7 protein-coding genes are annotated in these 13038 nt (G+C 46.8%); all 7 read left to right on the top strand.

What is annotated here, in order from left to right; all coding sequences use genetic code 11:
- Positions 1-69: 69 nt before the first annotated feature.
- Positions 70-1041 carry a PKD domain-containing protein gene (locus JS578_10725; protein ID QRX64996.1) on the top strand — a complete coding sequence of 324 codons (972 nt, stop codon included), beginning with the start codon at positions 70-72 and terminating at the stop codon, positions 1039-1041.
- Between the two features lie 275 nt (positions 1042-1316).
- The gene (locus JS578_10730; protein QRX63328.1) at positions 1317-4586 is read left to right on the top strand and encodes a TonB-dependent receptor; all 3270 of its coding nucleotides are present in this window, start codon (positions 1317-1319) and stop codon (positions 4584-4586) included.
- Between the two features lie 13 nt (positions 4587-4599).
- Positions 4600-6135: a RagB/SusD family nutrient uptake outer membrane protein gene (locus JS578_10735; protein ID QRX63329.1), complete on the top strand. Its 1536-nt coding sequence runs from the start codon at positions 4600-4602 to the stop codon at positions 6133-6135.
- A 149-nt stretch (positions 6136-6284) separates the two neighbouring features.
- Positions 6285-7868, top strand: coding sequence for a DUF5597 domain-containing protein (locus tag JS578_10740; GenBank protein QRX63330.1), 1584 nt, complete (start codon positions 6285-6287; stop codon positions 7866-7868).
- Positions 7869-7885: 17 nt separating this feature from the next.
- Complete coding sequence (locus tag JS578_10745) at positions 7886-8758, top strand: DUF4861 family protein (GenBank protein ID QRX63331.1); 873 nt, start codon at positions 7886-7888, stop codon at positions 8756-8758.
- Positions 8759-8787: 29 nt separating this feature from the next.
- Positions 8788-10239 (top strand): glycoside hydrolase family 28 protein, encoded by a 1452-nt coding sequence (locus tag JS578_10750; GenBank protein QRX63332.1) that lies wholly within the window; start codon positions 8788-8790, stop codon positions 10237-10239.
- 83 nt (positions 10240-10322) lie between these two features.
- On the top strand, positions 10323-12464 hold the full coding sequence (locus JS578_10755; GenBank protein QRX63333.1) for a hypothetical protein: 2142 nt from the start codon (positions 10323-10325) through the stop codon (positions 12462-12464).
- Positions 12465-13038 lie beyond the last annotated feature (574 nt).

Raw genomic sequence — 13038 nt, forward strand, 5'->3', positions numbered from 1 at the left:
CTGTTGCTGGTGACACAGCTTATGGCACAGGAGGACCGGGGATACAAAATTTACCAGTTCCCTCCCGACATGATCCCACGTATCGACGGTAACACTGACGACTGGTCGGAGTTCCCCGACGAATATATTGTGGGGACAGACCAGCTGTGGGATGACTCGGGGAAGTATCCCGAACCTGATTCCCAAAACCTGGATGTGAAGGTGAGGGTGGCGTGGGTGAAGGGACTCAACAGACTCTATTTCCTCTACGAAGCCTATGACGACTATTGGGATTTCACCGATCCCGGACTTCACAATGATATCTTTGAGATTGTGGTTGATGGTGACCTCTCGGGTGGCCCATTGATTGACGAACTGCATCCGCTTCAGAGCATCGACTGGAGTGCGAGGTATTTTGACTTCCATGGAGTACATGCACAGAATTATCATATTTTCACCCCTGCAGTCGGAAAAGAGTGGGCTCTGGTCTGGGGATCTCAGCCCTGGATCAGGGAGCTACCCTATGCCAATATAGCCTACTCCTACGATTTTCAACCGGGTGAATCCGGAAAACTAATCGCCGAGTTCTGGATCACACCTTTCGATTATGCCGGTCGTGAGGGTCCCGAAAGAGCAGTTCAGTCAGTGCTGAAGGATCACAAGAAGATTGGACTGACCTGGGCTGTGATCGACTACGATGATGTGGATGATACCAGTAAGAAGGGGTTCTGGAACTTGTCGAAGCATCATAAGATGTATGGAAACGCAAGCCTGGGAACCATTTTCACCTTGATGCCACTCGATGAGAAATACCAAAAGAACTTTGAAGCTGACTGGTCTTTCCTGATTGTGGATCCGTCAGAGAGAATGGTTACATTCAGGGATCAGAGCAGGGGAGAGATCACCTCATGGCATTGGGATTTTGGTGATGGAACCAATTCAGACCAACAAAACCCGGTACACCGTTATCGCCAAGCCGGCAAGTACATCGTAGTGCTGACAATAGAAGGTGCCGAAGGAACATCAAGTTTGGCCAACGTCTGGGATGTGGCTGTAGAATAAATATGCATAGAGATTCACTCCGAATATCATTTCTCACAGTTTATATGACAAAAAACAAAGTGTTATCTCATTTTGATTTTTTTATATTTGCAAACTTGAACTGCTAATGAACTTTAATTAGATCTGTCAGTTGATGTTTTAGCATTACAATAACCATCCCATGAATGGTACTTATCCGGTAAAAACAGATAACCTGTTTAAGACATCTGATTCATCTCAGTTTAATTAATCTTTCTATTGGCTCATTTTAAAACAAAATCAATAATTTAAATGAAATGAAAAAACAACTAACGAGAGGAAAAAAGATCAAGTCCGAATCTTTCTTCACCGGATTCTTATCCATGTTTTTTTTATTCTGTACGGTAGCGCTGAATGCTCAGACAAAGACAGTTTCAGGTAACGTGTTGGATGAAGCTGGGTATTCCATTCCCGGTGCCAGTGTCTTTTTACAGGGTACAACGATTGGAACTGTTACAAATGCACAAGGTGAATTTGTTTTACAGAATGTACCGGAAGACGCCACGCTTCATGTTTCGTTTTTAGGGTATATACCACAAGACATCCCAGTAGCCGGAAAAAACGTAATCCAGGTGGTATTAATTGAGGATACTCAAAGTTTGGATGAGCTTGTGGTAATCGGATATGGTACGACAAAGCGTGCGAACACAGTTGGCTCAATCTCCAAAATTACATCAAAAGAAATGGCTGAACGTCCCATTGCCCGTATTGAGAATGCATTACAGGGGCAGATGGCAGGAGTATCTGTGAGAAGTGCCACCGGTAAGCCGGGTGCCGATCTGGAGATACGTGTACGTGGTGCTGCTTCGATTACCGGAGATTCAAGTCCACTCTATGTGGTTGATGGTGTTCCGCTTGAATCTTTACAAGGTGTGAACCCCAGTGATATTGAGTCAATTGATGTGTTAAAAGATGCTGCCTCTGCCGCTATTTATGGTTCGCGTGGTTCCAATGGTGTTGTGCTCATCTCAACCAAAAGGGGAAAGAGCGGACCTCCGACAGTCACTTTCAATGCATACTATGGTGTAGGAAATCTTGAACGGAAGGTAGATGTGCTCTCTTCGGATGAATGGATCACGTTCAACAAAAAATGGTATGACCGACAGTGGGTGAACTCTCAAGGCGGAAATCTGGGTGATAGCCAGGAGATGCGTATTCAGAAGGCTATTAACGATGGCAGACTGACGCAGGCTGATCTGAACAGTCCTGATTACCGGAGCAAATTAAACAGCATCAAAGCAGTATACGGATTGTATGACCCCTGGTGGGGTACAGACAATATTGAACCGATTGACTGGCAGGATGCATTCTATCAAACGGCTCCTCAAAGTGATATCCAATTGAGTATAGCCGGCGCCACTGATAGAATCAGTTATGCCATTTCAGGTGGTGTCTTTGATCAGGAAGGGCTGGTGCCCGGTTCATCGTTTACCCGTTATTCAGGCAGGGTGAAATTAAATGTGAAAGCAAATGATTTTATCTCGTTGGGTGTCAATCTTGCACCTTCCTATGGAATCAGTAATGGTACAAATGTTGATGGAAAAGACCAGGCTGTTGCTCGTGTATTGAGCTACCCCGGTTGGGTACTGGCTGGTACAGGTAAATATGCAGGGGCTGACCCCTCAGGATGGGCCGAAGGTCAGTATGATGCATCCGACCCCAGCAAGTATAAATTTTACGGCATGTGGGGCCCGGGTGATAACAACGTGAGCCCTTACATTCAAGCATCAGGACCAACCAGAAAAGAAAGCAATGTACGATTGAACTCCTCGGTTGATGTAACACTGAATCTGGCCAAAGGGCTTACCTTGAATGGGATGTATGCCTGGAACTACCTCAGTGCGATCGATCGCTCCTTTTCGCCTACCTGGATCAATAGAACATGGAATACGGCAGAGTATCCCGGTCAACGATCCAGTTCATCCTATCAGACATGGACCAACAACAACACACTGGTACAGACTGTGGCCAACTACAGCAATGTGTGGGGGGATCATGCTTTTGATCTGATGGCTGGTTTCTCACAGGAAAAGAGTAATGTGCACAGAAGCCGTCAACAACAGTCGGACTTCCCGAATGACAAGACATGGGTGTTCAATCGTGATTATGGTAGAACAACCAACTCCAATGAAATTGGATTCAGCGAAAATGCAATGATGTCATTTTTTGGCCGTGCAAATTACACATTGAAAGATATGTATATTCTGACCTTGTCGTTACGTCGTGACGGCTCATCAAAATTTGGACCCGACAATCGCTGGGGTAATTTCCCTGCCATTTCGGGTGCCTGGAAATTCAGCGAAGAGGAGTTCCTGAAGGATCTCGATTGGCTGGGGCTCTCAAAACTTCGTGTGAGTTGGGGTCTGGCAGGTAACGACCGCATCTCAAATGCATCGTTTATGTCAAATATGACTGCCCGCAATTATACAATTGGTGAATCCCAAGCGTTGGCAAATGGATATGTGATAGGAAATATTGCGAACTCAATGCTGGGATGGGAGTCTACCTCATCTACCAATATCGGATTGGATATGAGTTTTATGCGCGGAAGGTTTTCTTTTTCAGCTGATTACTATTATAAGTTGACTTCTGACCTGTTGTTGAATTCACCTGTATCTCCTATTACCGGATTCACCAATATGATGGATAACATTGGTAAGGTGCGTAACCATGGGATGGAGTTTGACTTCAATTCATTTAACATCGACAGGGGCGATTTTTCCTGGGAAACCGCGTTGAATCTCTCGTTTAACCGCAACAAAATTGTTGAACTTGCAGGAGGAAATGCCGATATCATTTTTGGCTCAACTGTACAAGCTTTGATTCAAAGGGTGGGGCATCCCATCAATTCTTATTACCTCTACGAGGTAGAACGTACGTTACGTGCATCAGATTTTGAAGCAAACGGAACTACTCCCAAACAGGGAATTGCGATTTATCCGGGACAACGGCCGGGAGATACCAAATGGAAGGATAAGACTGGTGACGGAGTCATCTCTGCAGCAGATAAAGATGTGGTGGGTAGTTATGAACCCGATTTTGAATGGGGACTCACCAACACCTTTACCTTTAAAAACTGGGATTTGTCGATTTTCCTGAACGGACGTCAGGGGGGTGAGTTGCTCTCATCCGGATCGCGTGGTTGGAACCGTGCCACCAACGGTCCCGGATGGCAGTATATGGATCGCTGGCTCTATGACGCCTATTGGAACGAAGATGAACCTGGTGACGGGAAAACTCCCGGGTTCTTCTCAACGGTAAGCGGCAATCAATATGATACGAACTGGCTCTATGATGCCACATATATCCGGATCAAAAATATTCGATTTGGATACAACTGGAAATTGCAACCCAACAGATATGTCAACAATATTCGTTTGTATGTGTCATGTGACAATGTCTACCTTTGGGACAATTACTACCCGGGATACTCTCCTGAAGGAGCAACACAGGATAATGCTGCTTCTGAATGGGGTGCATACCCATTGGCTCGCACAGTTATTACAGGTATCAATGTTACATTTTAAAAAGGAATAAGTCATGAAAAAAAATATATCAATATTATTGATCACACTCTTGACGGTAGTCTCTTGCTCTGATGTGCTGGATATCTATCCCGTTGAGAATAATTCTGCGGATCAGTTCTACAAAACCGAATTGGAAATGCAACAAGCGGTAATAGGTATCTATGGACGATTGTCACAGTATACAGATATCCCCGCTCTTTATTATCTCCAATTATCTGAAAGCCGTTCTGATAACTGGTTCATGGCGCAAATACCAAATGCCCAGCGTGATCAGGCTGATGTACGCCGTTTTCAGGTAAACTCGCAAACAGGATTGGTGTCAACAGTTTACAATCGTTTCTATTCGATTATTGCAGATGTGAATACACTCATGGCTAAATCAGATGAATCCTATAGCCGTTTTCGTGCTGAAGCCAGCTTCTTGCGGGCATATGCCTATTTTGAACTCGTTCGATCCTGGGGACCTCAACCGGTTCTGTTAACACCGACCGAAAAACAGGATGCGTTGGATGCCGCACGTCAACCGGTAAGTGATGTTTATGATCAAATCGTTAAAGATTTACTCTTTGCTATTGAACATCTTGATGAATTTTACACAGGTAAAGAGGCCGGAAGAGTAGGTTCATGGGCGGCCCGTACTTTGTTGGCTAATGTATATGCTACCATGGCTGGCTATCCTTTGAACGACGGAACTGCCTATCAAAAAGCAGTTGATATCTTGACGCCTGTCATCAATACAATAGGAAGCCGTTTTGCTCCAAAATATACCGATATCTTTGATCTGGAACAGGAGAACAAATGGGATCTATTTTCTGTACAGTTTTCTTCCGGGGGGCAGGGTCTTGGTTCATCTGTGCCGGGATTCTCAACCGGCGGAGGCTCTTCTTCTGAGACAATGTTTCCAGAGTGGGTCTATTCCGGTTATACAACTCAGGGACAGGATTTCCGAATGGATTCAGTCATTATAAATGATATGCTTGATGAGGATGATGCCAGAGGACAATTCCCGCTTTTCACAAAAGGTTACTGGAATGTGAAAAATCCACCTGAAAATCCGACTGCTGCCGATTCTGCTACCAATTATATTGAGAAGCCATATCTAATGATCAAATATTTGGTTCGGGACAATACCAACAACTCCATCAAAGCATGGAACGATTATCCCCTTAATTTCCCGATTCTGCGTGTATCAGATGCTTATCTGTTGTACGCTGAAGCACTCATTGGTGTGGGACGTCCTGGGGATGCCAAAGAGTGGGTTGACAAAGTACGCCTGCGAGCTGGGATAGAAGCTTTGGGATCCAATCCCACCTTACAGGATGTGATGGATGAACGTCGCAAAGAGTTCCTGGGAGAAGGGAAACGTTACTTTGACCTTGTCAGACAAGGTGAGGCCGTATTTGTTCAGAGGCTGAAATCATTTTCAGACTGGTATGGAAACGTAACAGTCTACAATGGATCGGATCCGACAATCAGGGATATGTTGTTGCCAATCCCCCAATCAGTGATGAATATTCATTTGGATTGGGATCAGAATAGTAATTACTAATTTTCAAACCAACACCGAAAGTGAGCCTTCATGACTCACTTTCGGTGTTTTTAAATATTAAAACAATGTTCTACTTTCAGAAAAATAGATATTTTGCTCTGATCGTCTTGTTGGCTTCCTTTTTTACGAATGAAGCCATTGGCCAGCATATGCCCCGATTGGAGAAAAGAGGTGCCGTAACCCAGCTGATAGTGGAAGAGAAACCTTTTCTGATTCTGGGGGGCGAGTTGCACAACTCCAGCAGTTCCAATCTCGAATATCTGGAACCTGTCTGGCAACAGTTAAAAGATATGCACCTGAATACAGTGCTGGCTGCGATTTCCTGGCAGCTGACAGAGCCGGAGGAGGGGCAGTTTGATTTTTCACTGGTCGACGGATTGATCCGTGAGGCTAGGGAACATGACCTGCGGCTTGTGTTGTTGTGGTTTGGCAGCTGGAAAAATGGGCTATCCCATTATGTGCCCGACTGGGTGAAACAAGATCCTGCACGCTTTCCCAGGGTGATACTTGACAATGGCAAAGCTACCGAGACTGTAAGTCCTTTGGGACTGGAATCCAGGAAGGCTGATGCCAGGGCATTTGCAGCTCTGATGGAACACCTGAAAAAAGTGGATGGGCGTGACAACACGGTGATAATGGTGCAGGTGGAAAATGAGGTGGGGGTACTGGGAGCTGTGAGAGATTACTCAGAGTTGGGCAACACTTTTTTTCATCAACAGGTGCCGAAAGCGCTCATAGATGGCTTGAAAATGTATGAAGAAGACCTGCATCCGCAAGTAAAAGAGTTGTGGGAGCGTCACGGTCGTCGGGAAGCAGGCAGTTGGAGTGAGGTGTTCGGCAACAACCTACTTTCCGAAGAGTATTTCATGGCCTGGCACTATGCCGACTATATCAATGCTGTGGCTGCTGCAGGTAAAGCACAATATGACCTTCCTATGTTCGTCAACGCATGGATTGTACAACCGGAAGACAAAAGAGCGGGGGACTATCCATCCGGAGGACCTCAGGAACATGTTCATGATTTCTGGCGCATAGCTGCTCCCAATATTGACATCTTCAGTCCGGATATCTATCTTCCGGATTTTCCGGCTATTACGGAAGCGTATACCCATTCATGGAATCCATTGTTTATCCCTGAGTCGTTTGCCGGTGAAATGGGAGCAGCAAATGCTTTTTATGCACTCGGAAAACATGCGGCCATTGGCTATTCACCTTTCGGCATTGACGGGATTGCTGATTCATCTCAGGTTTCATTCCTGGCAAAGGCTTACAGAGTGCTGGGGCAGCTCGCGCCTATAATCACAGAGGCTAAGTCCGACAATAGGATCACCGCGTTTATGCTCACAAAAACCAAGAGCCAGATAACCCAAAAACTGGGAGGATATAAGGTGACAGCCTCATTGAATCAGAATATGAGATCTGGTGCATTCTTATCCGATAACGGTTATGGCATCGTGGTTTGGGAGGGTGAAGAGGTATTTGTGGTTGCCGGTTCAAACATAAACATTACTTTTGTTCCGGATACACCCGGTCCCCACATGGCTGGTTTCCTGTCTGTATACGAGGGAGAGTATCTGAACGGGAGCTGGAAAAGTGGTCGGTTACTCAACGGTGACAATATCATGGTCAACTATGATCTTGCCAATGAAGCGTATCATAACCGAACTGGCACCGGTGCCAAACTGGGGAGTGATCCTTCAATTCTGAAGGTGAAGCTTTATCGATTCGAATAATCATAATATTTAAACAAATGAAAACGAAACTATTTTTATGTGCCTTGCTCCTACAGGGAAGTATACTCACAGCACAGAACATGACAGATGCAAGCCTCTTCTTGCGCAGTGACAGTACACGCTACCTGGATCAAGTCTCATCAGAATCAGGCGATCTCTATAACGCGCTGGGACATCACGGACCGGCAATTGAAAATGAATGGCTTGGACTGAGGCTCTATTTTGACAAAAAAGCAGCAATTGATGTCTATTCAAAAGCCAACAGAGGACTTGAACTCGCAGATTATAAATGGTACCCCACAGCGGAACAACAGATGAGCGGAAAAGGTGCCGACTACTACAAGGTTGGGCCCACCGTCGGCTTGGGAGGAATCCGTTTATGGGATGGCGAGAATGTGGTGCCACTTCACCCGGTTGCAAGCAGATCGGCAAGGGTGGTGAAAGAGGGTTCGGTCTCCTTTATGGAGATGCTGTCTGAAGATGTGCCCTACCGCAACAACAAGGTTGATCTCCTTGTCAGGGTTACCGTCTATTCCGGTCTTAGAAAGGCCAAGGTTGAGGCATTTGCATTGAGTGATGATGATGTAGCGTTTGTAACCGGCATCAACTATCACCCGGGACAGCAGGTGGTGGTGGAAGATGATTGCATCTTCACCTGGGGATTGCATCCGGAGGATGTGGCTGCTGAGCAGGTGGAACTGGGTGCGGCTATCTTCGTAGATCCGGACGATTTCTCACGGAAGATGGATGATGGCAATCAGCATCTATTTGTTTCTAAACCTGCAAGATACATTAGTTACTGGATCTCTTCGGCAAATGGCAAAGAGCCACTGATTAATTCGCTGGATCGGTTTATCGACTTTTCGAAGTTGGAAATAAATTGCAAATGAAATAGCAAGGATTAAACCAGCAATAGGCCATGAAAAGGGTGATTTGTAATGAGATGCAACTGGATGTGAAATGCCGCGATATCATTCCAGGGATGTTGCTTATTACTCTAATCATGGTACTTGGAGGTGCCGGATCCTGTGTGAGTGAGAAGGGAGGATATTACGACATTACTGATTTTGGAGCCATCGCTTCTCCCTCATCCGTGAACACAGAATCCATACAGGCTGCCATCGACATGTGTGCCGATGAGGGGGGCGGAACGGTACTGGTGCCAGCAGATACATTTCTTACCGGGGCCATCTTCCTGAAACAGGATGTGAGCCTTGAAATAGCTGCTGGAGGAGTGCTGAAAGGCACTACCAATTTGTCTGACTACAAATTGGTGCGTACAAGATGGGAAGGTGAAGAACGAATCTGGATCAGCGCACTGATCAATGCTTTTGATATGGATGGCTTCAGCATTAGTGGCAAAGGCACGGTGGACGGATCGGGTGATGTATGGTTCTCTCACAGAGAAGCACGTAACCGGTCGGCCGCAGATACGATCGGTGAGGGCCTGAGGTCTGCGCCTCTACATATTGGACCTTTTCGTGAAGGTCCACCCCCGTTGGGCCCCGAGGGTGGATTGATTCCCGATAAATCTTCACCCGCTTTTGAATTCAGGGAGGTGGAGCTACCCGGCTATGCCCGCCCGCGGCTCATTGCCATACAGAACTGCAGCAACGTGGTTGTGCAGGATCTGCATCTGGTCAACCAGTCGAGCTGGGGTCTCTTTGTCCTATACAGTAACCGGGTGGATATCAGTGATCTTGTGATCCGTGCCGAGCACTATATACCCAGCTCTGACGGCATCGACATCGATTCCAGTGATGGGGTGCATATCTCTCATGTAGATATCGATGTGAATGATGACTGTATCTCTATCAAGTCAGGAAAAGATGAGGATGGCCGGCGTGTGAACAGACCGGCTGAGAATATTCTGGTTGAACACTCCATTTTCAGGTATGGCCATGGTGGCGTGGCAATGGGCAGCGAGATGTCAGGCGGCATCCGCAATGTCACCATTGCCGATTGCATTATGGAGGCCGACAACTGGGCACCCATACGTTTTAAGTCACAACCCAGCCGGGGCGGTGTGGTGGAGAATATCACCTATCGCGATCTGGTATTGAACGGGACGCGTCAGGCATTTGAATTCAATATGGAGTGGCGCATGGTTCCTCCACTCAAAGCTCCTTCAGATCCACTGCCCGTGGTGCGTAACGTGAAAATAATCAACGTCAGCGGTACTGTAACGGAGGCCGGATTCATTCACGGCTTGCCCGATAGTCCTATCGAGGATGTGACTTTTGAAAACTGCAATATCAATGCTGTGAGAGGCCTTAGGGTAGAGAACGTAAAAAATCTGGATCTCTCCGGTCTGACGATTCAGACAGAAGAGGGTGAACCGGTTATCAGAAGAAACATATTCGGAGAATGAGGAAGATAGTGATGGACAGTGTTCACTCACAACTCTTCCGTGCGATAACTTGTAAAATAATCTACTTCTCAAATGAAGATAAAATGAAAAATATTGTATCTCCTCTTATACTCTCTTTATCTTTTTTTCTGATTCTTGTCTCCTCCTGCGGAACATCTACATATGAGAAGCATGGGAAGATCAGCAATCCTTCTGTATCTGAAGTGTTGGGGAAATTTGATGAACCCCCGGTTGAATATTCACTTTCCTTTTACTGGGGGTGGGACGGAAATGTGACGGAAGAGGTGATGGCCCGCGATTTGGACACTTTCCGGGCAAACAACGTCCATATTGTCTCTCTGGAGGCGGGCTATGAGATGGGTGCTTCCTATCTCTCCGATGGATGGTTTATGAAGGTTGATACAGCTGTTCAACTGGCAAAAGAGAGGGATATGCGGCTCTACCTGGTGGATGAGGGGAAATATCCGAGCGGTTTTGCCGGAGGGATGATCGCCGACAAAGTGCCGGAGTTGGGAATGAAAACAGTGGTTCCCTGTGACAGCCTGATCATATTGAAAGGGAATGAATCCATCAATATTACCTTGCCGGAAGAGGTGTTGAGTGCAGCTGCTTTCAACAGGGAGGATAATTTGATTGAAATGCTGGAAATTAAGGAGGGTTCGCTTAACTGGAAAGCTCCGGAGGGTGAGTGGACCATCGTAATGGTCAAACATCTGTTGCGATCATCACCCACCCGTTCAGTGAATAATCCCACCAGGGGGAAAGACTCCTCACATGCTTTGATTGATTATCTGGACGCTGATGCAACCGGTAAATTCATTGAGTTCACACATGAGGAGTACAAAAAATATGTGGGAGAGGAGTTTGGAAAGTCCATTCTCGGTTTTCGCGGCGATGAACCGGATTACTCCATCAGGGGCTTTCCCTGGACACCCTCTCTATTTGATGCATTCAAGAGCCGAAAAGGATATGATCTCCAGCCTTTCCTCGCCGCTCTTTTTGCTGAGCAACTTACCGATGAACTGCGCCGCGTGAAGGCGGACTACTGGGATGTGTGGTCGGCTTTGTTTGCAGATCACTTTTTTAAAATACAGGCCGACTGGTGTTCGGCAAACAACTTGGACTACCTGGTGCACCTGAACCACGAGGATGATTTAATAAAACTGATTCGCTCGGAAGGAGATCTTTTCAGAACCCTTCGTTCGGTTCAGATGCCGGGGGTGGATGCCATCTGGCACCAGATATGGCCGGGTGAGGTAAACCCGATCTACCCCAAATATGCCTCTTCTATGGCACACCTGAGCGGTCAACCCAGGTCCTTTACCGAGAGCTTTGCTGCTTACATGCCTCGTCCTGATCTGGACCAGGCCAAATGGATCTTGGATCAACAACTGGTAAGGGGAATCAACATGGTGGAGGTAATGTTCGTCCCGGCGTCCAGCAGAGGCCGCGCAGGTATGATGGGCTGGCTGACGGATGAGCGATTTTCAGAGGTGGCCAAGTATATACACAGGGCATGTTATCTCCTCTCTCAGGGAACACCGGCGGCGAGACTGGCGTTTCTCTACCCCGTAAGCAGTATCTGGCTGGGTGATCAAGCTGTGGATAGCTGTGCCGGTACAATCATGCAGCAACTGCTCGAAACCCAGAATGATTTCGACCTGATAGATGAAGAAGCCATAGCATCACTGATGACTCTTCAGGGAGGCGGATTTATCAACAAAAGCGGACAAACCTACACAACCATCATTGTTCCGCCGCTCACCGCCCTCTCTTCTGTAGCTATTGACCGATTAAAAGCATTCCAGAGTGGGGGAGGAAGAGTGATTTCCATCGGCAATGATTCAATTCTCTCGGTAAATGAGAATTTCCGCAATGCACAGTGTATCCCCTTTCACTGGGATATTGAAGAGCCATCCGGCATGTTGACACCAAAGGTGCTGGATGCGATGGGTGTTTCTGATGTTCAACTTGACAGTCCCTCATCTACTATAAAATATAACCATCGCAGATGGAAAGATGCAGATATCTATTTTGTCTTTAACGAAGGTGAAGAACGACAGGAATTGAATGTCACACTTGCCGGAACAGGAGACCTCCAAGTCTGGGATGCGATGACCGGTCAGGTTGTTGATCTACCGGCAGAGGTGGAGAAAAAGGGTTATATCACTACCGGATTGAGGCTTGAGCCATGGGAAACCCGTTTCCTGGTGATCACAAAGTAATGATCTGACCCGCTAAGCGGCAATCAATCTGTGGATTACCTTAATTGAATCATAATTATTTTGCTAAAAGACAACACGATATGTTCCAGCTGGTAAATAATCTGAAAGAAAACATCACTCAGTGGTTGATCATACTTTCATCGCTTTTTCTTTGTGAAATGGTAGGTGCACAACAACAGGATACCATCGCCGGCATCCCTGTCAACTACGACGAGTCGAAGACAGGCAGCTGGGAGCTTCCCAACCTCTTTACCCTGCAAAACGGCAGCAGGGTGACCAATGCAAAGGAATGGATGGAGCAACGTCGCCCTGAGATTGTCCGCCTCTTCGCAACGGAGCAGTTTGGCAAGAGCCCCAAGCGGGTGCCGCGTCAGGCAAACCTCTTTGATGCCGGCAGCCCGGCATTCGATGGCAAGGCGCTCAGAAAGCAGGTGAGGCTCTATTTCACAGAAGACACCGCCAGACACCATGCCGACATGGTGATTTATTTGCCGGCAGAGGCAACAGGTCCGGTACCGCTCTTTTTGACCATCAGCTTCATGCCCAACGCCCTGATGGTTGATGACTCCGGGCT

Source organism: Dysgonomonadaceae bacterium zrk40 (genome assembly GCA_016916535.1).
Taxonomy (GTDB): Bacteria; Bacteroidota; Bacteroidia; order Bacteroidales; family Dysgonomonadaceae; genus Proteiniphilum.

Excerpts from the sequence above, each read along its gene's own strand:
- JS578_10725 (QRX64996.1), top strand. The coding sequence starts at position 70 with ATGATCCCACGTATCGACGGTAACACTGACGACTGGTCGGAGTTCCCC.
- JS578_10730 (QRX63328.1), top strand. The coding sequence starts at position 1,317 with ATGAAAAAACAACTAACGAGAGGAAAAAAGATCAAGTCCGAATCTTTC.
- JS578_10735 (QRX63329.1), top strand. The coding sequence starts at position 4,600 with ATGAAAAAAAATATATCAATATTATTGATCACACTCTTGACGGTAGTC.
- JS578_10740 (QRX63330.1), top strand. The coding sequence starts at position 6,285 with ATGCCCCGATTGGAGAAAAGAGGTGCCGTAACCCAGCTGATAGTGGAA.
- JS578_10745 (QRX63331.1), top strand. The coding sequence starts at position 7,886 with ATGAAAACGAAACTATTTTTATGTGCCTTGCTCCTACAGGGAAGTATA.
- JS578_10750 (QRX63332.1), top strand. The coding sequence starts at position 8,788 with ATGAAAAGGGTGATTTGTAATGAGATGCAACTGGATGTGAAATGCCGC.
- JS578_10755 (QRX63333.1), top strand. The coding sequence starts at position 10,323 with ATGAAAAATATTGTATCTCCTCTTATACTCTCTTTATCTTTTTTTCTG.